The organism is Escherichia sp. TC-EC600-tetX4, from assembly GCF_019356055.1.
GTDB lineage: Bacteria > Pseudomonadota > Gammaproteobacteria > Enterobacterales > Enterobacteriaceae.
In genome coordinates, this window is record NZ_CP079924.1 from 3,832,997 (window position 1) to 3,852,510 (window position 19,514).

Consider the following 19,514-nt stretch of genomic DNA (forward strand, 5'->3'; position numbering starts at 1 on the left):
CCTTAACTTTGGGGGAGCTGCCGATTAACGCACCGCTGGACTAAAAAGCGCAGAATAATCCGTATTGCAGATTCGCTGTACCGCCGGGTGCTGAATCATCCGCTCAGCAAAAATAGCATGGTACTCTTCCATCACATTCTCGACGCGACCAATTTCTACGACAGTTTTATCGGCATAAAAGTCATATGCATAAAGCGTTGGGGCAACGAAGATTGCATTGTGCATCGCACCAAAAGCTTTCATCAAAGCGGCATCATCAAACTCGCCGAGGATTTCTACGTTTAATCCCTGGGAGTTAAACCAGTTAAGCAATTTGCGCCCTAACATTGAACGTCGCCCAGGAATCAAAAGTCGCCGTTCTTCCAGACAAGCCGGGAACGGTTTTTCTGGTGGTGGATTTGTACACCAGAAACTCACGCCACATTCGCCAATTCTCACGGAGAACAGGCCTTCCTGCTGCGTAGAGTCTATCGGACAGTCAGAAATGATCATATCCAGTTTATGCTGACTTAATTGCTCCAGCAGCATTTCGTGGGTGGATTCGAAGCAGCGAAGATGAATGGGCTCGCCTTCTACCACTGCGGCGTTAAGTACGCTACTGACCAGGCGTTTGGAAAGTGCATCAGCCACGCCAACGTCAAACAATAAATTGGATTCTTTGCGATAGTTCACAATATCCAGCATTTCCTGGCTTAAGGTGAACATTTTATCGGCATAGCGATAGACCAGTTCTCCCAGCTCGCTGGGTTCGAGACCACGTCCCTTGCGTTTAAATAATTTGCCTTGCAGGCGCTCTTCCAGCGCTCGAATCTGTCCGGTAATGGTTTGTGGAGTTAAATAAAGCGCCTCCGCTGCGCCAACCACGGAACCTTCTTTATAGACATGCCAGAAGTAATACAAGTGGTTGTAATTGATATGAGACATGCTCATTTCTCTCCCTGATAACAATGAAAAGGGAGCCGTTTATGGCTCCCCGGTAAACCGTCCTGTCAAACTGATGGACGCAAACGAACGCGTAACCAGCTGTATCCAATTACCGCCGAAGAGATAGAACCGACCAGGATACCGAGTTTCGCCCAGTTAATCAGTTCTGGATCTACGCTACCAAAGGCCAGGCTGGCAATAAAGATAGACATAGTAAAACCGATACCGCACAGGATCCCCACCACCATAATTTGCTGATAAGTCGTTCCCTCAGGCAGATGCGCCAGTTTCAAACGCAGCGCCAACCAGCAGAACAGACTAATCCCCAGCGGTTTGCCAATCAGCAAGCCAGCGATGATCCCCAATGGCAGAATGGAGGTCAAGCCATCCAGCGTGACGCCTTGCAGTGAAACGCCAGCATTAGCAAATGCAAACAGCGGCAAAATCAGATACGCCACCCACGGGTGCAACACATGCTCCAGTCGCTTCGCTGGAGAACGCCCATGCTTCTCTTTCAAAGGAATAAAGAAGCCGACAATTACCCCCGCCAGAGTTGCGTGAACCCCCGATTTCAACACCGCAGTCCACAACACCACGCCAACAAGAATATAGACGCCCGTGCGGCGTGCACCACACAGATTCAATACCGCGAGTACCGCAATTGCTACAGCCGCGACGCCAAGAGAGGCCATCGATAAGTCATTAGTGTAGAACAATGCGATGATAATGATGGCCCCAAGATCGTCGATAATAGCCAGAGCCATCAAAAAGATCTTCAGCGCTAACGGAACACGACTTCCCAACAGCGCCAGTACACCAAGTGCAAAAGCAATGTCAGTAGCCGCCGGGATCGCCCACCCTTCGCGGGTAATCGGATCGGCATAGTTAAAAGCCAGATAGAGTAATGCCGGCACAATCATCCCACCAATAGCGGCGATAACTGGAAATGCGGCCTGGCGTAAGCTGGCTAGCGATCCTTGCATCAGTTCACGTTTAACTTCCAGACCGACTAACAGGAAAAATACCGCCATCAGCGCGTCATTTATCCATAACAGCATGTTTTTGTTGATTTCGAGTGAACCAACCCGGAGCTGAACCGGCGTCTCCAGAAAGTCGTGATACCATCCACTGGTTGCGCCGCTGTTGGCCATAATCATCGCCAGGATAGCGGCAATGATAAGAATAATGCCTCCCGAGGCATCACTGCTAAAGAATCGATGCAGATGTTTCACTTTTTATTTCTCTTTCAGGTGAATAGATCGTTTTTACTATTTTACCCCGCACGAATCATCGTTAAAATCAGATTATAGTGTAGGAATAATTCGTTTTTTACGAGCTATTGAAGAATTTGCGCCATCAGCGGTGAGATGCGTTTTTGACGGCTGTAAGCGCTCACGAGTGACCCTAAGCCTAGATAATCATAGCTTAAGGTGAGGATTCCTGAGGGATTAATTAGGAAAAGTAATAATTAATTTGTTGTCAGTCGGCGATGCTTGTTAGGCCAATATTTCAAAAATAATCCAGCTTGTCGTCAATAATTGCGATGAAGAGATAAATTAAAGTTAAATAATTAAATCATTAAAAAATTACGCCACAAAAATGCGAGGCGTCTTCAGGATTAGAATCGATAAAACAAAATGGGTTAAAGAGAGCGATATAATAGCGGCGGGTGCTTGAGGCTGTCTGTCTCAGGCATTAGCTGAACGGCAGATAGAGAAAAGCCCCGAGTGATATTTTACCATCAACCCGAGGCCTCCTATATGCTGAACACATGTAGAGTGCCTCTTACTGACCGTAAGGTCAAGGAGAAGAGAGCAATGAAGCAGCATAAGGCGATGATTGTCGCCCTGATCGTCATCTGTATCACCGCCGTAGTGGCGGCGCTGGTAACGAGAAAAGACCTCTGTGAGGTTCACATCCGAACTGGCCAGACGGAGGTTGCTGTTTTCACGGCTTACGAATCCGAGTAAGAGCAACGGCGGGGAGTGATCCCATAAGCGCTAACTTAAGGGTTGAACCATCTGAAGAATGCGACGCCTCGGTGCCTCGTTAAGACGATGCCTCGCGTTCTTCAATTGCGTTTTGTAGGCTGTCAGGGATACTGTCCCACGAATGGCCACCTGTAAGCTCCAGATGACCATTTTTGTTATTCTCCACAACGAGTTAGTTCTTCTTTTCGGATCCGGCACTTCTGGGGGGGAAATCCAGCGATGGCTGGATTATGTCGTCAATTAAAAATGCGGCGAGTAGATTAGCAAATATCCACGCTTTCGCGAGTTCAGGTTCCTTTGCACGCAAAGCATCCAGGTGCAGCAAACTTTTGAGCCGCTTAAAAGCCAGTTCAATTTGCCATCGCAGACGGTAACAATCAGCCACTTGCTCTGCTGAATATTCATCTTCCGGTAATGATGTTAGCAATAGCACATGGCCCGCTGCTTCCAGCGTTTCCGCCTGAACTACTCGTCCTTTTCGACGATTCTCGCTGAGCAGTCGGGTTTTACTGATTAATGCTTTTTCGGGAGGAAGTGATACGGCAATGAGACGTGCCGGAAAGGGAGCTCCGGCTTTTTTATTACCTGAATTGCCTATCATTACAGTGGTTTCACCGTTCTTACCGCAATCCAGCCCGCGCAGAAAACCCATCATGTCAAAGCGCATTCCTTCTGCAGTTAACCAGCGCAATCCTCGCCAGTGAACCCGGACGATATAATCAGCTTCTCCAAAAGCAAGTGAGCGGATACATTCGGGACGCGAACCGAATCCCCGGTCAGCAATGCGTATCTCGTCTGCCGTTTGCGCAAATCGGTCCAGCCGTTCAGCGTCTCTGCTGTCGGTTAGCTCAAAATCAGTGAACTGACAGGTATGAGGATCATATCCCATATGTAGTCGCCATTCAGCGCTGCCGCCCCCGGGCGCACTGATTGCTGTTCCATCGACAAGACGCAATCTCTTTCCGCTTGTACAACCCGTAACTGCGGCGCGTACAGCAAGTGTTTGTGCGGCAAGTATGCCAAACCAGTCGGCGGCATTCCGCAGCCGCTTCAGGAGAGCCACGTCAGATAATGTTGCAACGTCATGGAGCTGAGCCCATGCAGTGACTTCACGTAATGACATCCCCCCGGGGCCGTAAGCCAGCCCCAGACGTAGCAGAGTTGCAGCATCACGAATTTCGCGGCGGCGGGTTAGAGCCCCGGCATTACGTGCCGAAGTATCCAGTTCTTCGGGCTTACCAATATGGGCCAGAATTGCTGACCAGTTATCGTGAGAGTAATTCATCGGCACGTTAAATCATATCAGGCGTAATACCACAACCCTTAAGTTAGCGCTTATGGGAGTGATCCCCGCCACTTTACAGGTGCTCGCATATCTTCAACGCACCCTATTTTTACCCAGGCCTGCCCACGGGCAGGCTTTTGGGGAGGTTAGCGGGTCAGGTCGTCAAAAAACTTCTTCACACCATCAAAGAAGCTCTTTGAGCGCGGGCTGTTGTGCTCGCCGGTTGGGCCACCGAAGCTTTCTTGCAGCTCTTGCAGCAGCTGTTTCTGCCTTTCGTTCAGGCCTACCGGTGTTTCGACGACAACGCGGCACAGCAAATCACCCTGTGCGCCACCGCGGACAGACTTGACGCCTTTACCGCGCATACGGAATAGCTTACCGGTCTGGGTTTCGCCAGGCACTTTCAGTTTGACGCGACCATCAAGGGTCGGTACTTCGATTTCGCCACCCAGCGCCGCCATAGCGAAGTTGATCGGGACTTCGCAATACAGGTTGTTGCCTTCACGCTCGAAAATCGGGTGCTGTTTAACCTGAACCTGAACGTACAGATCGCCTGCCGGTGCGCCATGCTCGCCCGCTTCACCTTCGCCCGCAAGACGGATGCGGTCTCCAGTGTCCACCCCTGCCGGGATTTTAACGGACAGCGTTTTGCTGCGCTCAACACGACCATGACCATGACATTTGTTGCACGGATCTTTGATCAGCGTACCGCGGCCCTGACAGTGTGGACAGGTCTGCTGTACAGCGAAGAATCCCTGGCGCATCTGCACCTGACCAGAACCATGACAGGTCGGACAAGTCTGCGGCTGTGTACCTGGTTTTGCACCGCTACCGTGGCAAACGTCACACTCTTCCAGAGTCGGAATGCGGATCTCTTTGGTCACGCCACGTACAGCTTCTTCGAGGGTGAGCTCCATGTTATAGCGTAAATCAGCACCGCGCGCCGCACGTTGACGACCACGTCCGCCGCCAAAAATATCGCCGAAAACGTCACCAAAAATATCGCTGAAGTCTGCGCCGCCGCCAAAACCGCCGCCGCCCATGCCACCTTGCTCAAACGCAGCATGACCATACTGATCGTATGCCGCACGTTTTTGCGAGTCGGTCAGAACTTCATAAGCTTCCTTGATCTCTTTAAATTTCGCCTCGGCCTCTTTGTCACCCTGGTTACGGTCCGGGTGGTATTTCATGGCCAGGCGTTTGTAGGCCTTTCTGATTTCACGCTCTTCCGCTGTTTTGGAAACGCCTAAAATCTCGTAATAATCTTGCTTAGCCATCTTTTTTAAATTGCCCCTAGATGAATGCACGGGCGGAGAGGAAATTCCCCTTCGCCCGTGTCAGTATAATTACCCGTTTATAGGGCGATTATTTTTTGTCTTTGACTTCTTCAAATTCAGCGTCGACAACATCGTCATCTTTCGCGTTGTTTGCAGAAGCATCAGCACCGGCAGTCTGCTGCTGGGCATGTTGCTGCTGGGCGATTTCCATCAGTTTCTGGGAAACCTGTGCCAGTTCCTGCATTTTCGCTTCGATAGCGGCTTTGTCTTCACCTTTCAGAGCAGTTTCCAGTGCAGTCAGCGCAGACTCGATAGCAGTTTTGTCGTCAGCCGGCAGTTTGTCGCCTGCTTCTTCAACCTGCTTACGGGTGCTGTGCAGCAGATGGTCGCCCTGGTTGCGAGTCTGTACCAGCTCTTCAAACTTACGGTCAGCTTCGGCGTTAGCTTCTGCGTCGCGTACCATTTTCTGGATTTCATCTTCGTTCAGACCAGAAGAAGCCTTGATGGTGATCTTCTGCTCTTTACCGCTGTTTTTATCTTTCGCGGAAACGTGCAGGATACCGTCAGCATCGATATCGAAGGTAACTTCGATCTGCGGCATGCCGCGCGGTGCCGGGTTGATACCATCTAGGTTGAACTGACCCAGAGATTTGTTATCAGCCGCACGTTTACGTTCACCCTGCAGCACATGGATGGTTACCGCAGACTGGTTGTCTTCAGCGGTAGAGAACACCTGGCTGTGCTTGGTCGGGATAGTGGTGTTTTTCGCGATCAGCGTCGTCATCACACCGCCCATGGTTTCGATACCCAGAGACAGCGGGGTAACGTCCAGCAGCAGTACGTCTTTTACGTCACCAGTCAGAACACCACCCTGAACAGCAGCACCGATTGCTACAGCTTCGTCCGGGTTAACGTCTTTACGCGGCTCTTTACCAAAGAACTCAGCAACTTTCTTCTGAACCATTGGCATACGAGTCTGACCACCAACGAGGATAACGTCGTCGATATCAGATACGGACAGGCCAGCGTCCTGCAGTGCAACTTTCAGCGGCTCAATGGAACGGTTTACCAGATCTTCAACCAGGCTTTCCAGTTTCGCACGAGTCACTTTGATGTTCATGTGTTTCGGACCGGTCGCGTCTGCAGTGATGTATGGCAGGTTAACGTCGGTCTGCTGAGCGGAAGACAGTTCGATTTTCGCTTTTTCTGCCGCTTCTTTCAGGCGCTGCATTGCCAGCGGATCGTTGCGCAGGTCAATGCCCTGATCTTTCTTGAATTCTTCAACCAGATAGTTGATCAGACGGCTGTCGAAGTCTTCACCCCCCAGGTGGGTATCACCGTTGGTTGCCAGAACTTCGAAGGTTTTTTCGCCGTCAACTTCGTCGATTTCGATAATAGAAATATCGAAAGTACCACCACCCAGGTCATAAACCGCGATAGTACGGTTGCCAGTGCCTTTGTCCAGACCGTAAGCCAGCGCAGCTGCGGTCGGTTCGTTGATGATACGTTTTACTTCCAGACCAGCGATACGGCCTGCGTCTTTGGTTGCCTGACGCTGAGCATCGTTAAAGTATGCCGGTACGGTGATAACAGCTTCAGTTACCGGTTCACCCAGGTAATCTTCAGCGGTTTTCTTCATTTTTTTCAGCACTTCAGCAGAAATCTGCGGCGGTGCCATTTTCTGGCCTTTAACTTCGACCCATGCGTCGCCGTTATCAGCAGCAATAATTTTGAACGGCATGATGGAAACATCACGCTGTACTTCTTCGTCCTGGAAGCGGCGACCAATCAGGCGTTTAATCGCAAACAGAGTGTTTTGCGGGTTCGTCACTGCCTGACGTTTAGCCGGCTGACCAACTAGAGTTTCACCATCCTGGGTATAGGCAATGATAGAAGGCGTGGTGCGATCGCCTTCGGCGTTCTCCAGCACGCGAGGAGTGGTGCCATCCATAATCGCTACACAAGAGTTGGTAGTACCCAGGTCGATACCAATTATTTTACCCATCTAAACGTCTCCACTATATATTCGGTCATCATGTGGTTGTGAGTCTGTAATAGGGGCGAAACGTCTGGTTTCAACTGCCCAATTTCATTTTTTTGCAGACTCACTCACTGCGGTTGACTACTAAATGGGGTCGTAAACCACGTCATCAAGGGGGAGATGCAAAAATTTTTTGTGCTTTTGCGCAGAAATTTCGCGATATGGCAGGACAAGACGTAAAATTGACAGCAATTTTATTCATATAAAGAATGAATCGCAGCCAAGGCATTCATCAAAAAATTGTAATAAAAAGAAAAGATTACGTGCCTGAATCTTCTCTTTATCAGCAGTAAACTAGTGGGTATTCATCCCCCTACCTCTTCCCACTAAGAGAATCCTTATGAAATCCGTTTTTACGATTTCCGCCAGCCTGGCGATTAGCCTGATGCTGTGCTGCACGGCGCAGGCAAACGACCATAAACTCCTCGGCGCCATTGCAATGCCGCGTAACGAAACCAACGATCTGGCGCTGAAACTTCCTGTTTGTCGCATTGTGAAACGCATACAACTCTCTGCCGACCATGGCGATTTACAGTTAAGCGGTGCATCGGTTTATTTCAAAGCCGCCCGTAGCGCCAGTCAGAGCCTGAATATTCCTTCAGAAATAAAAGAAGGGCAAACCACTGACTGGATCAACATTAACAGCGATAACGACAATAAACGCTGCGTCTCAAAAATCACCTTTTCGGGTCATACGGTGAACTCATCGGATATGGCCACGCTGAAAATTATCGGCGACGACTAACGCCAGAATATAGAAGCCACAAAAAATGAATGTTAATTACCTGAATGATTCAGATCTGGATTTTCTTCAGCATTGTAGTGAGGAACAGTTGGCAAATTTCGCCCGATTGCTCACCCATAATGAAAAAGGCAAAACTCGCCTCTCCAGCGTACTGATGCGCAACGAACTGTTTAAATCGATGGAAGGGCATCCCGAGCAACATCGCCGCAACTGGCAGCTGATTGCCGGAGAATTACAGCATTTTGGTGGCGATAGTATCGCCAACAAACTGCGCGGACACGGTAAATTGTATCGGGCCATTTTGCTCGATGTTTCAAAGCGATTGAAGCTGAAAGCCGACAAAGAGATGTCTACGTTTGAAATTGAGCAACAGTTACTGGAACAATTTCTGCGTAATACCTGGAAGAAAATGGACGAGGAACATAAGCAGGAGTTTCTGCACGCGGTCGATGCCAGGGTGAATGAGCTGGAAGAGCTGCTGCCGCTGCTGATGAAAGACAAATTATTGGCAAAAGGTGTGTCGCATTTGCTTTCCAGCCAACTGACCCGCATTTTACGCACCCACGCAGCAATGAGCGTACTTGGGCATGGTTTGCTGCGCGGCGCGGGGCTGGGAGGCCCTGTAGGTGCGGCACTAAATGGGGTTAAAGCGGTCAGCGGCAGCGCCTATCGCGTGACGATTCCAGCCGTACTGCAAATCGCCTGCCTGCGCCGGATGGTTAGCGCCACTCAGGTCTGATACCGGAAACCGGGGAAAATTTTCATTTTCCCCTCAAAAGATCGTAGACACTGCCCCACTGGCTGATTATTATGCCGCGCCCTGAAAACACTACAGTTATTCAGGGAAATTATTTCACCATTCATTCGATGATGATTTTTGAGGAATTATGGGCAACACTAAGTTGGCTAATCCGGCACCGCTGGGCCTGATGGGCTTCGGCATGACCACCATTCTGCTTAACCTGCACAACGTGGGTTATTTCGCTCTGGACGGTATTATTCTTGCCATGGGCATTTTCTACGGCGGCATCGCGCAAATTTTTGCTGGTCTGCTGGAGTACAAAAAAGGCAACACTTTCGGTTTAACCGCATTCACCTCTTACGGTTCTTTCTGGCTGACGCTGGTTGCGATTCTGCTGATGCCGAAACTGGGTCTGACCGATGCGCCAAATGCACAGTTCCTTGGTGTCTACCTGGGTCTGTGGGGCGTATTTACGCTGTTTATGTTCTTCGGCACGCTGAAAGGCGCACGCGTTCTGCAATTCGTTTTCTTTAGCCTGACCGTGCTGTTTGCCCTGCTGGCGATCGGTAACATTGCCGGTAACGCCGCAATCATCCACTTTGCCGGCTGGATTGGGCTGATCTGCGGTGCCAGCGCAATCTATCTGGCGATGGGTGAAGTACTGAACGAGCAGTTTGGTCGCACCGTTCTGCCGATTGGTGAATCCCACTAATTGTTTTGAGATCCCCCCGCTCGGGGGGATTTTTTTATTCGCTAACGTCGCGTCTTGCACTCTTCGGTCTGAATGCTGCAACCACTTCCGGTGCCGTTTCAACGTATGGCCCTTCCAGCAACTGAATGCAGTACGGTACGCTGGCAAAAATACCGTGTACCACAACGTTACCCTCAGCGTCCTTCACACCTTCCAGCGTCTCTTTAATAGACTTCGGCTGACCGGGTAAGTTAAGGATCAGCGCCTGTTTGCGAATCACGCCCACCTGACGCGAAAGGATCGCAGTTGGTACAAAATGCAGGCTGATCTGGCGCATCTGTTCACCAAAGCCAGGCATCTCGCGGTCCGCTACTGCCAGCGTCGCATCGGGCGTTACGTCACGACGCGCCGGGCCAGTTCCGCCCGTGGTGAGCACCAGATGGCAACTCATTTCATCCACCAGCTCACACAACGTTTGCTCGATGATCGCCTGCTCATCGGGGATTAAGCGGGTTTCCAGTTCAAACGGCGTGGTTAGCGCCGATGTCAGCCATTCTTCCAGCGCAGGGATGCCTTTATCCTGATAAACGCCGCTGGATGCGCGATCAGAGATGGAAACTAAGCCAATACGTAAAGTATTCATCAAGATTTTTCCGTTTAAACAGTCTCGTTAAACAGAATGATACACTGCGAAGGGAGTGACAGACAGGCTTCAGAAGAGGTAGCGTGACCGACTTCCCGGTCACGCTAAGAATGATTACAGCAGATCGCCGATCATTTTTTCCAGTTTTTCCTGGTCAATAGCAAACTTACGGATACCTTCCGCCAGTTTATCTACTGCCATTGGATCCTGGTTGTGCTGCCACAGGAACTCGGACTCAGTGATACGCGCCGGACGCGCTTTCACTTCGCCGGTGTAAGACAGTTTACGTTCGATAGCCCCTTCGCTCTCCGCCAGCTCTTTCAGCAGTGCCGGTGCGATGGTCAGACGGTCGCAGCCTGCCAGTTCCAGAATTTCGCCGATGTTACGGAAGCTTGCGCCCATAACCACGGTTTCATAACCGTGCTCTTTGTAGTACTGGTAGATTTCAGATACAGAAACCACGCCCGGATCTTCTGCCGGAGCGTACTCTTTCTTATCGGTATTCGCTTTGTACCAGTCAAGAATACGGCCAACAAACGGCGAGATCAGGAACACGCCCGCTTCCGCACAAGCACGAGCCTGAGCGAAGGAGAACAGCAGGGTCAGGTTACAGTTGATGCCTTCTTTTTCCAGCTGTTCTGCAGCACGGATACCCTGCCAGGTAGAAGCCAGTTTGATCAGAATACGATCGTTGCTAATACCAGCATCGTTGTAGAGTTTGATCAGGCGTTTTGCTTTCGCAATTGACGCTTCGGTGTCATAGGAAAGACGCGCATCAACTTCAGTTGAGATACGGCCCGGAACCAGTTTCAGGATTTCCAGACCAATATTTACTGCCAGTTTGTCGGTCGCGTCCACGATCTGCTGCGCGCGATCGTTGCTCTGCTGTTTCGCCCAGGCGACAGCATCATCAATCAACTTACGGTATTCCGGAATCTGCGCTGCGTTAAGAATGAGAGAAGGGTTGGTTGTGGCATCCTGCGGTTGATACAGCTTCATTGCCGCGATGTCCCCAGTGTCGGCCACTACGGTGGTGTACTGACGAAGGGAGGTCAATTTGTCCGTCATGATAGTATTTCTCTTTAAACAGCTTGTTAGGGGGATGTAACCGGTCTGCCCTGATGATATCACGACGCAACGTCAGCGCAACCGCCGACAAGACGGTTATCGCCAGGCGAGACTGTTTCGGATTTCTGACACTGCGTTGATATCGCCCGCCATTTTTATACAAAACCTCATGTATGCTACGCAGAAGTTATCAAGTACCTCGTAGCGTATATACTTCTTAAACAATTGGTAACGTTTACACAGGAAAGTCATCGCGACCGGCAATAAGAGGGATATGCATGCCAGATTTTTTCTCCTTCATTAACAGCGTCCTTTGGGGATCGGTAATGATTTACCTGCTCTTCGGCGCAGGTTGTTGGTTCACTTTTCGCACCGGATTTGTGCAGTTTCGCTACATCCGCCAGTTTGGCAAAAGTCTTAAAAATAGCATTCATCCACAGCCAGGCGGTTTAACCTCATTTCAGTCATTGTGTACCAGTCTTGCGGCGCGCGTGGGTAGCGGCAACCTGGCCGGCGTTGCGCTGGCTATTACCGCCGGTGGACCTGGAGCCGTCTTTTGGATGTGGGTTGCCGCGTTTATCGGCATGGCGACCTCGTTTGCCGAATGTTCTCTGGCACAACTTTATAAAGAACGTGACGTCAATGGGCAGTTTCGTGGCGGACCGGCATGGTATATGGCGCGCGGGCTGGGGATGCGCTGGATGGGCGTTCTGTTCGCCGTCTTTTTGCTCATCGCCTATGGCATAATTTTCAGCGGAGTTCAAGCGAACGCCGTTGCCCGCGCCCTGAGTTTTTCTTTTGATTTTCCCCCGCTGGTGACAGGCATTATTCTCGCTGTCTTTACTCTGCTGGCAATCACTCGCGGTCTTCATGGCGTCGCCCGGCTCATGCAGGGCTTTGTCCCGTTGATGGCGATAATCTGGGTACTGACCAGCCTGGTAATTTGCGTAATGAATATCGGGCAACTTCCCCACGTCATTTGGTCTATTTTTGAGAGTGCTTTTGGCTGGCAGGAAGCGGCAGGCGGCGCGGCGGGATATACCTTAAGCCAGGCGATTACTAACGGTTTTCAGCGCAGTATGTTTTCCAATGAGGCGGGAATGGGTTCGACGCCAAACGCGGCAGCGGCAGCGGCGTCCTGGCCTCCGCATCCGGCAGCGCAAGGGATTGTCCAGATGATTGGCATTTTTATCGACACCCTGGTCATCTGTACGGCAAGCGCCATGCTGATATTACTGGCGGGTAACGGCACAACCTACATGCCGCTGGAAGGTATTCAGCTTATCCAGAAGGCGATGCGGGTGCTAATGGGTTCCTGGGGTGCTGAGTTTGTTACCCTTGTGGTTATTCTGTTTGCCTTCAGCTCCATCGTTGCCAACTACATTTATGCCGAAAACAATCTCTTCTTTTTACGCCTGAACAACCCTAAAGCGATCTGGTGTTTGCGGATCTGCACCTTCGCAACGGTCATCGGCGGCACCTTGCTAAGCCTTCCGCTGATGTGGCAACTGGCAGATATCATAATGGCCTGCATGGCTATTACCAATTTGACCGCCATTTTACTGCTCTCGCCTGTGGTTCATACCATTGCCAGTGATTATCTACGCCAGCGTAAACTCGGCGTGCGCCCGGTGTTTGATCCATTGCGTTATCCGGATATCGGTCGCCAGCTTTCTCCGGACGCGTGGGATGATGTTTCGCAGGAGTAATCACAACTATCGATCAACTCATTCTCATTTTTTGCTAAAGTCGGCATAAATTTCCTGCAAGGACTGGATATGCTGATTCTTATTTCACCTGCGAAAACGCTTGATTACCAAAGCCCGTTGACCACCACGCGCTATACGCTGCCGGAGCTGTTAGACAATTCCCAGCAGTTGATCCATGAGGCGCGGAAACTGACGCCTCCGCAGATTAGCACGCTGATGCGCATCAGCGACAAACTGGCGGGTATCAACGCCGCTCGCTTTCATGACTGGCAGCCAGATTTCACGCCGGCGAATGCCCGCCAGGCGATTCTGGCGTTTAAAGGTGATGTCTACACCGGCTTGCAGGCCGAAACCTTCAGCGAAGACGATTTCGATTTTGCCCAACAGCATTTGCGAATGCTTTCCGGCTTGTATGGCGTACTCCGCCCGCTCGATTTAATGCAGCCTTATCGTCTGGAAATGGGGATCCGTCTTGAGAATGCCCGAGGGAAAGATCTGTATCAATTCTGGGGAGATATCATCACCAACAAGCTGAACGAGGCGCTCGCAGCACAAGGCGATAATGTGGTGATTAATCTGGCGTCAGATGAGTATTTTAAATCGGTGAAGCCGAAGAAATTGAATGCCGAGATTATCAAGCCGGTGTTCCTCGATGAGAAGAACGGCAAATTTAAGATCATCAGCTTCTACGCTAAGAAAGCACGCGGTCTGATGAGTCGTTTCATTATTGAAAATCGGCTGACCAAACCAGAGCAACTGACTGGTTTTAATAGCGAAGGTTACTTCTTTGATGAAGATTCCTCCAGCAATGGCGAACTGGTGTTTAAACGCTACGAGCAGCGTTAAGTTTGCAGTCAATGCCGGATGCGGCGTGAACGCCTTATCCTGCCTACAAAAGCATGCAGATTCAATATATTGCAGAATTAACGTAGGCCTGATAAGACGCGCCAGCGTCGCATCAGGCGCTGAATGCCGGATTGTTACCCGGCATTTGTCATTTAGCGGTGATGTTTGCCTGGACCATGACCGCCGTGATGATCATGAGGAGCTTTCTTATGGTGGCGCGGCGGTGGCGGCGGTCCGTGTAGGTGCCAGCGATTGCCTCGCCATTCATAATGTTGTTTCCACCAGCCGTGGTCGCGCCAGTGACCTCCATCCCAGTAATAGCCACGATTATCACGATCGCCTATCTGTAATTTTACTGACGGGACTAACGTAATTTCCGCAGCCTGTGCTGCCATGGGAGCGACCAGAACCAGGGAAAGTGCGAGTACGATAGATTGCATCTTTTTCACAGGTTACTCCTTTTATCATTGCCCGTTATGGGTCGATATCCGGAGATTACTCGATGAGAACGGCGGTTGTTATTCTCCGCAATCCTAATCTCTAAGTTACCGCATTTATTGAGAATTTCTCCTTTTTCCCTGTCATTTTTCTCCATAATTTCTTCATAAAAAAGCCGGGCTGCATAAAAGCAAACCCGGCCTGATTGAGATAATGAATAGATTTTACTGATGATTCATCATCAATTTACGCAACGCAGCAAAATCGGCGGGCAGATTATGTGAAAGCAAGGGTAAATCAGCACGTTCTGCCAGCTCTTTTGGCAGATCCAACGTTTCACCGAGAATCGCTTCCACGCTCTCTTTAAATTTCGCCGGATGCGCGGTGCCGAGGAACAAGCCATATTCGCCTGGATTCAACTGATCACGCAGCGCACGATAAGCTACGGCAGCGTGCGGCTCCGAAGTGTAGCCCAGTTCTTTTAACTCACGCATTGTCTGTTGCGTGGTTTCATCATCCACGGCTGCATAACCCAGCTCTTTCAGTTGCCAGATTTTGCGGCGGAACAACTCTTCCACACGCGGCCAGTTGTTCGGCTGACTCACGTCCATCGCGTTGGATAACGTCGCCTGAGTCGCTTTGGGTGACCACTGACCGTCGTGCAGGAAACGTGGCACGGTATCGTTCACGTTGGTCGCAGCAATAAAACGTTTCACCGGCAGACCGAGTGACTTCGCCAGCAGACCCGCCGTCAAATCGCCGAAGTTTCCGCTTGGCACCGAGACAACCAGCTGGTTGCGCGTCTCCTGCGGCAGCTGCGCAACAGCTTCAAAGTAGTAGCAAATCTGCGCCAGCAAACGGCTGATGTTAATCGAGTTAGCCGAGTTTAACCCTAGCGCCACTTTCAGTTCTTCATCATCAAACGCCTGCTTCACCAGCGCCTGACAGGCATCGAAATCGCCGTCGATGGCAACAGTTTCGATATTGCCGCCCAATGTACAGAACAGTTTTTCTTGCAGTGGACTGATTTTGCCTCGTGGATAGAGGATAACCACTTTCACATTCGGTAAACCGTAGAAAGCATGAGCCACTGCCGCTCCGGTATCACCGGAGGTCGCGGTCAGAATGGTCACTGGCTTATCACCCGCAATATGGGTCAGCATTTGTGCCATAAAGCGACCGCCGAAATCTTTAAATGCCAGCGTTGGCCCGTGGAACAATTCCAGACAACCGACATCGCTTTCAACATTGGCGACCGGAGCCGGGAAGGCAAACGCCGCGCGCACGCGCTCTTCCAGGATTTCCTGTGGGATTTCATCACCAATAAACGCCGAGAGGATCTTCGCACTGCGGGTGACAAAATCCAGCTTCAGCATCTCATCAATTTCAGTCAGGCTGAATTCCGGCAGGTCGTGCGGAAAAAACAGCCCCTGATTTTTGCCCAACCCCTGGGTTACGGCTTGCGCAAAGCTGACCTGCTCGTTGTGATCTTTCAGATTGTAGAGTTTCATTTAGTTTTCCAGTACTCGTGCGCCCGCCGTATCCAGCCGGCAAATATGAACAAAACCTTCCTGATTTTGCAGGTAGTTCTTACCCAACCAGTCGGCAACGCGCTGGGCGGTTTCCGGCTTGTCACACAGAGCGAACAAGGTCGGGCCGGAGCCGGAGATACCGCTCGCTACCGCGCCGATTTCCGCGACCGCCTGCCGCGCCTGCCGGAAGCCTGGCAGTAACCGTTCACGGTAGGGTTCAGCGATAACATCTTTCATCAGCTTCGCGGCAAGCTCAGGCTGACGGGAATAGCAGGCGTGAATGAAGCCTGCCAGATGTCGCCCGTGCGCAATGCAATCCTGGCGGCGATACTGCGCCGGTAAAATAGCCCTGGCTTCTGCCGTCGAGACTTTAATCCCCGGATACGCCAGCACCCACAGCCACTCATCAAACCCTGGCACTTGCTGGCTGATGATGTCGTTTTCTTCGATCATCAACTGCATACCACCGAGAAAACACGGTGCCACGTTGTCGTAATGAATGCTGCCGGAGATACGGCCTTCCAGCTCGCCCATCAAAGCCAGCAAACGAGTGTCATTAAGCGGCTTGCCGCAGTGTTCATTCATCGCCATCAGCGCCGCGACCACCGAACAGGCACTGGAGCCTAAGCTCGAACCGATCGGCATATTCTTTTCCAGGGTCATCGCCACTGGAATTTGCTTACCCAGTTCCTGGCAAAAACGCTCCCAGCACTGATAAACGATATTTTCCCGTGGTTCTGACGGCAGCTTATCGGCAAAGCGTCCGAGGTTGTTGAGACTGAATGTCTCTGCCGCCTCAACCGTGACTACATCTCCGAGCAATGCACCATCAACAGGTGTCACCGCCGCCCCGAGCACATCAAACCCGACGCTCATATTGGCACTGGAAGCCGGGGCATAAACTTTAACCATGTCAGACTCCTAACTTCCATGAGAGGGTACGTAGCAGATCAGCAAAGACACCGGCAGCTGTAACGTCATTGCCCGCACCATATCCGCGCAGTACCAACGGCAGCGGCTGATAATAGTGGCTATAGAAGGCCAGGGCGTTTTCGCCATTTTTCACTTTGAACAGCGGATCATTACCATCCACTTCGGCAATCTTCACGCGGCAGACGCCATCTTCATCAATATTGCCAACATAGCGCAAAACTTTTCCTTCATCACGGGCCTTCGCCACGCGCGCGGCAAAGAGATCGTCGAGTTGTGACAGATTCGCCATAAAAGCGGCAACATCACCCTCGGCGTTAAACTCTGCGGGCAGCACAGGTTCAATTTCAATATCCGCCAGCTCCAGTTCACGTCCCGTTTCACGAGCGAGAATCAATAGTTTACGCGCCACATCCATACCAGAAAGATCATCTCGCGGGTCCGGTTCGGTATAACCCATTTCCCGCGCCAGCGTGGTCGCCTCGGAGAAACTCATGCCTTCGTCTAACTTGCCGAAGATATAAGAAAGCGAACCAGAAAGAATGCCGGAGAACTTCATCAATTCATCACCTGCATTGAGCAGATTTTGCAGGTTCTCAATAACCGGTAATCCAGCCCCAACGTTGGTGTCATAGAGGAATTTACGCCGCGATTTTTCCGCCGCATAACGCAACTGATGGTAGTAATCCATCGACGAGGTGTTGGCCTTTTTGTTCGGCGTGACAACGTGGAAACCTTCGCGCAGGAAGTCGGCATATTGATCCGCCACTGCCTGGCTGGAAGTGCAGTCAACAATGACCGGGTTCAGCAGATGATATTCTTTCACGAGGCGAATTAAGCGCCCGAGATTAAACGGCTCTTTGGCTTGCGCCAGTTCTTCCTGCCAGTTTTCCAGATTAAGGCCATGTACATTGGTGAGCAGAGCCTTCGAGTTGGCAACACCGCAGACACGTAAGTCGATATGTTTATTCTTCAGCCAGCTTTGCTGACGCTTCAGTTGCTCCAGCAGCGCACCGCCAACGCCACCGACGCCAATCACAAACACTTCGATAACCTGATCGGTATTGAACAGCATCTGATGAGTAACGCGCACGCCAGTGGTCGCATCATCGTTATTTACCACGACAGAGATTGAGCGTTCAGAAGATCCCTGAGCAATGGCGACAATGTTGATATTGGCGCGGGCCAGTGCGGCAAAGAATTTCGCCGAGATCCCACGCAAGGTGCGCATACCATCACCTACCACCGAGATAATGGCCAGCCGTTCCGTCACTGCCAGCGGCTCCAGTAAGCCTTCTTTCAGTTCCAGGTAGAACTCTTCCTGCATTGCCCGTTCAGCTCGCACACAGTCGCTTTGTGGAACGCAGAAACTGATGCTGTATTCGGAAGATGATTGCGTAATCAGCACCACGGAAATACGGGCGCGTGACATCGCTGCAAAGACGCGCGCCGCCATGCCGACCATCCCTTTCATCCCCGGACCAGAAACGCTGAACATTGCCATGTTATTCAGATTGGAAATGCCCTTGACCGGTAATTCGTCTTCATCACGGCTGGCACCAATGAGCGTACCTGGTGCTTGAGGATTTCCGGTATTTTTAATCAGGCAAGGGATCTGGAACTGGGCGATGGGGGTAATGGTGCGGGGGTGAAGAACTTTAGCGCCGAAGTAGGAAAGCTCCATCGCTTCCTGGTAGGACATCGACTTCAACAACCTCGCATCGGGCACCTGACGCGGGTCGCAGGTATAGACCCCGTCAACGTCCGTCCAAATCTCGCAACAATCGGCGCGTAAACAGGCAGCCAGCACCGCAGCAGAGTAGTCGGAACCGTTGCGTCCAAGCACCACCAGTTCGCCTTTTTCATTACCGGCGGTGAAACCTGCCATCAGCACCATGTGATCAGCCGGAATGCGGCTTGCCGCAATACGGCGGGTGGACTCAGCAATATCGACGGTAGATTCGAGGTAATGCCCCACTGCCAGCAGTTTTTCGACCGGATCGATAACAGTAACGTTGTGACCGCGCGCTTCTAATACGCCGGCCATAATGGCGATCGACATTTTCTCGCCACGGCAAATCAGCGCAGCGTTGATGCTATCCGGGCACTGCCCCAACAAACTAATGCCATGCAGGACATGTTTTATTTGGGCAAATTCCTGATCGACGAAAGTTTTCAATTGCGCCAGCGGGAACCCCGGCTGGGCGGCGGCGAGTCCCGTCAAAAGTTCGGCAAAAATACGTTCGGCATCGCTGATATTGGGTAAAGCATCCTGGCCGCTAATGGTTTTTTCAATCATCGCCACCAGGTGGTTGGTGATTTTGGCGGGGGCAGAGAGGACGGTGGCCACCTGCCCCTGCCTGGCATTGCTTTCCAGAATATCGGCAACACGCAGAAAACGTTCTGCATTTGCCACTGATGTACCGCCGAACTTCAACACTCGCATGGTTGTTACCTCGTTACCTTTGGTCGAAAAAAAAAGCCCGCACTGTCAGGTGCGGGCTTTTTTCTGTGTTTCCTGTACGCGTCAGCCCGCACCGTTACCTGTGGTAATGGTGATGGTGGTGGTAATGGTGGTGCTAATGCGTTTCATGGATGTTGTGTACTCTGTAATTTTTATCTGTCTGTGCGCTATGCCTATATTGGTTAAAG

Annotated in this window: 18 protein-coding genes and 1 other annotated feature; of the genes, 6 read left to right on the plus strand and 12 right to left on the minus strand. The window is 51.2% G+C overall.

Annotated elements, in window-relative coordinates:
* Window positions 1-24: 24 nt before the first annotated feature.
* Entirely contained in the window at window positions 25-924 is a 900-nt protein-coding gene (nhaR, locus tag KXD89_RS18605; protein ID WP_001338226.1) for a transcriptional activator NhaR, read from the minus strand.
* A 65-nt stretch (window positions 925-989) separates the two neighbouring features.
* On the minus strand, window positions 990-2,156 hold the full coding sequence (gene nhaA, locus KXD89_RS18610) for a Na+/H+ antiporter NhaA (RefSeq protein ID WP_000681354.1): 1,167 nt from the start codon (window positions 2,154-2,156) through the stop codon (window positions 990-992).
* 585 nt (window positions 2,157-2,741) lie between these two features.
* On the opposite strand from nhaA, the gene mokC reads away from it, so the two are divergent.
* Window positions 2,742-2,894 (plus strand): type I toxin-antitoxin system toxin MokC, encoded by a 153-nt coding sequence (mokC, locus tag KXD89_RS18615; RefSeq protein WP_000809168.1) that lies wholly within the window; start codon window positions 2,742-2,744, stop codon window positions 2,892-2,894.
* A gap of 193 nt (window positions 2,895-3,087) precedes the next feature.
* On the opposite strand, the gene KXD89_RS18620 is transcribed toward mokC, so the two are convergent.
* The 3 genes from KXD89_RS18620 to dnaK all read right to left on the minus strand — a co-directional run bounded on the left by KXD89_RS18620 (window position 3,088) and on the right by dnaK (window position 7,482).
* Window positions 3,088-4,200: an IS4-like element IS421 family transposase gene (locus tag KXD89_RS18620; RefSeq protein WP_001300563.1), complete on the minus strand. Its 1,113-nt coding sequence runs from the start codon at window positions 4,198-4,200 to the stop codon at window positions 3,088-3,090.
* Between the two features lie 146 nt (window positions 4,201-4,346).
* Window positions 4,347-5,477 (minus strand): molecular chaperone DnaJ, encoded by a 1,131-nt coding sequence (gene dnaJ, locus KXD89_RS18625; protein ID WP_001118476.1) that lies wholly within the window; start codon window positions 5,475-5,477, stop codon window positions 4,347-4,349.
* Between the two features lie 88 nt (window positions 5,478-5,565).
* A complete protein-coding gene (dnaK, locus tag KXD89_RS18630; RefSeq protein ID WP_000516135.1) occupies window positions 5,566-7,482 on the minus strand; it encodes a molecular chaperone DnaK in 1,917 nt (638 codons plus the stop codon).
* A gap of 376 nt (window positions 7,483-7,858) precedes the next feature.
* Between dnaK and KXD89_RS18635 the strand changes: the two genes are divergently transcribed.
* The 3 genes from KXD89_RS18635 to satP all read left to right on the plus strand — a co-directional run bounded on the left by KXD89_RS18635 (window position 7,859) and on the right by satP (window position 9,717).
* Complete coding sequence (locus KXD89_RS18635; RefSeq protein WP_000843565.1) at window positions 7,859-8,263, plus strand: DUF2541 family protein; 405 nt, start codon at window positions 7,859-7,861, stop codon at window positions 8,261-8,263.
* Between the two features lie 25 nt (window positions 8,264-8,288).
* A complete protein-coding gene (gene msyB, locus KXD89_RS18640) occupies window positions 8,289-9,002 on the plus strand; it encodes an acidic protein MsyB (RefSeq protein WP_001102367.1) in 714 nt (237 codons plus the stop codon).
* 148 nt (window positions 9,003-9,150) lie between these two features.
* Window positions 9,151-9,717, plus strand: a complete 567-nt coding sequence (gene satP, locus KXD89_RS18645) for an acetate uptake transporter (RefSeq protein ID WP_000528538.1) — start codon at window positions 9,151-9,153, stop codon at window positions 9,715-9,717.
* Window positions 9,718-9,751: 34 nt separating this feature from the next.
* Here the strand turns inward: satP and mog are convergent, their stop codons facing one another.
* Window positions 9,752-10,339, minus strand: a complete 588-nt coding sequence (gene mog / locus KXD89_RS18650; RefSeq protein WP_001295414.1) for a molybdopterin adenylyltransferase — start codon at window positions 10,337-10,339, stop codon at window positions 9,752-9,754.
* 114 nt (window positions 10,340-10,453) lie between these two features.
* Complete coding sequence (gene tal, locus KXD89_RS18655) at window positions 10,454-11,407, minus strand: transaldolase (protein WP_000130185.1); 954 nt, start codon at window positions 11,405-11,407, stop codon at window positions 10,454-10,456.
* Between the two features lie 278 nt (window positions 11,408-11,685).
* Between tal and KXD89_RS18660 the strand changes: the two genes are divergently transcribed.
* Complete coding sequence (locus KXD89_RS18660) at window positions 11,686-13,116, plus strand: sodium:alanine symporter family protein (RefSeq protein WP_001112606.1); 1,431 nt, start codon at window positions 11,686-11,688, stop codon at window positions 13,114-13,116.
* A 69-nt stretch (window positions 13,117-13,185) separates the two neighbouring features.
* The gene (gene yaaA, locus KXD89_RS18665; RefSeq protein WP_000906197.1) at window positions 13,186-13,962 is read left to right on the plus strand and encodes a peroxide stress protein YaaA; all 777 of its coding nucleotides are present in this window, start codon (window positions 13,186-13,188) and stop codon (window positions 13,960-13,962) included.
* A 152-nt stretch (window positions 13,963-14,114) separates the two neighbouring features.
* Here the strand turns inward: yaaA and KXD89_RS18670 are convergent, their stop codons facing one another.
* From KXD89_RS18670 to thrL, 5 genes are all read right to left on the minus strand, one after another.
* Window positions 14,115-14,411: a DUF2502 domain-containing protein gene (locus tag KXD89_RS18670; protein ID WP_000738719.1), complete on the minus strand. Its 297-nt coding sequence runs from the start codon at window positions 14,409-14,411 to the stop codon at window positions 14,115-14,117.
* A gap of 213 nt (window positions 14,412-14,624) precedes the next feature.
* Window positions 14,625-15,911, minus strand: a complete 1,287-nt coding sequence (gene thrC / locus KXD89_RS18675) for a threonine synthase (protein WP_000781074.1) — start codon at window positions 15,909-15,911, stop codon at window positions 14,625-14,627.
* Window positions 15,912-16,844: a homoserine kinase gene (gene thrB / locus KXD89_RS18680; protein ID WP_219319340.1), complete on the minus strand. Its 933-nt coding sequence runs from the start codon at window positions 16,842-16,844 to the stop codon at window positions 15,912-15,914.
* 1 nt (window position 16,845) lies between these two features.
* Window positions 16,846-19,308 carry a bifunctional aspartate kinase/homoserine dehydrogenase I gene (thrA, locus tag KXD89_RS18685; RefSeq protein WP_001264707.1) on the minus strand — a complete coding sequence of 821 codons (2,463 nt, stop codon included), beginning with the start codon at window positions 19,306-19,308 and terminating at the stop codon, window positions 16,846-16,848.
* A 26-nt stretch (window positions 19,309-19,334) separates the two neighbouring features.
* Window positions 19,335-19,454, minus strand: a sequence feature (Thr leader region).
* Window positions 19,390-19,455 (minus strand): thr operon leader peptide, encoded by a 66-nt coding sequence (gene thrL / locus KXD89_RS18690; protein WP_001386572.1) that lies wholly within the window; start codon window positions 19,453-19,455, stop codon window positions 19,390-19,392. It overlaps the preceding feature by 65 nt.
* Window positions 19,456-19,514 lie beyond the last annotated feature (59 nt).

Coding starts and splice junctions, on each gene's coding strand:
- nhaR (WP_001338226.1), bottom strand. CDS start 924: ATGTCTCATATCAATTACAACCACTTGTATTACTTCTGGCATGTCTAT.
- mokC (WP_000809168.1), top strand. CDS start 2,742: ATGAAGCAGCATAAGGCGATGATTGTCGCCCTGATCGTCATCTGTATC.
- KXD89_RS18620 (WP_001300563.1), bottom strand. CDS start 4,200: ATGAATTACTCTCACGATAACTGGTCAGCAATTCTGGCCCATATTGGT.
- dnaJ (WP_001118476.1), bottom strand. CDS start 5,477: ATGGCTAAGCAAGATTATTACGAGATTTTAGGCGTTTCCAAAACAGCG.
- dnaK (WP_000516135.1), bottom strand. CDS start 7,482: ATGGGTAAAATAATTGGTATCGACCTGGGTACTACCAACTCTTGTGTA.
- KXD89_RS18635 (WP_000843565.1), top strand. CDS start 7,859: ATGAAATCCGTTTTTACGATTTCCGCCAGCCTGGCGATTAGCCTGATG.
- msyB (WP_001102367.1), top strand. CDS start 8,289: ATGAATGTTAATTACCTGAATGATTCAGATCTGGATTTTCTTCAGCAT.
- satP (WP_000528538.1), top strand. CDS start 9,151: ATGGGCAACACTAAGTTGGCTAATCCGGCACCGCTGGGCCTGATGGGC.
- mog (WP_001295414.1), bottom strand. CDS start 10,339: ATGAATACTTTACGTATTGGCTTAGTTTCCATCTCTGATCGCGCATCC.
- tal (WP_000130185.1), bottom strand. CDS start 11,407: ATGACGGACAAATTGACCTCCCTTCGTCAGTACACCACCGTAGTGGCC.
- KXD89_RS18660 (WP_001112606.1), top strand. CDS start 11,686: ATGCCAGATTTTTTCTCCTTCATTAACAGCGTCCTTTGGGGATCGGTA.
- yaaA (WP_000906197.1), top strand. CDS start 13,186: ATGCTGATTCTTATTTCACCTGCGAAAACGCTTGATTACCAAAGCCCG.
- thrC (WP_000781074.1), bottom strand. CDS start 15,911: ATGAAACTCTACAATCTGAAAGATCACAACGAGCAGGTCAGCTTTGCG.
- thrB (WP_219319340.1), bottom strand. CDS start 16,844: ATGGTTAAAGTTTATGCCCCGGCTTCCAGTGCCAATATGAGCGTCGGG.
- thrA (WP_001264707.1), bottom strand. CDS start 19,308: ATGCGAGTGTTGAAGTTCGGCGGTACATCAGTGGCAAATGCAGAACGT.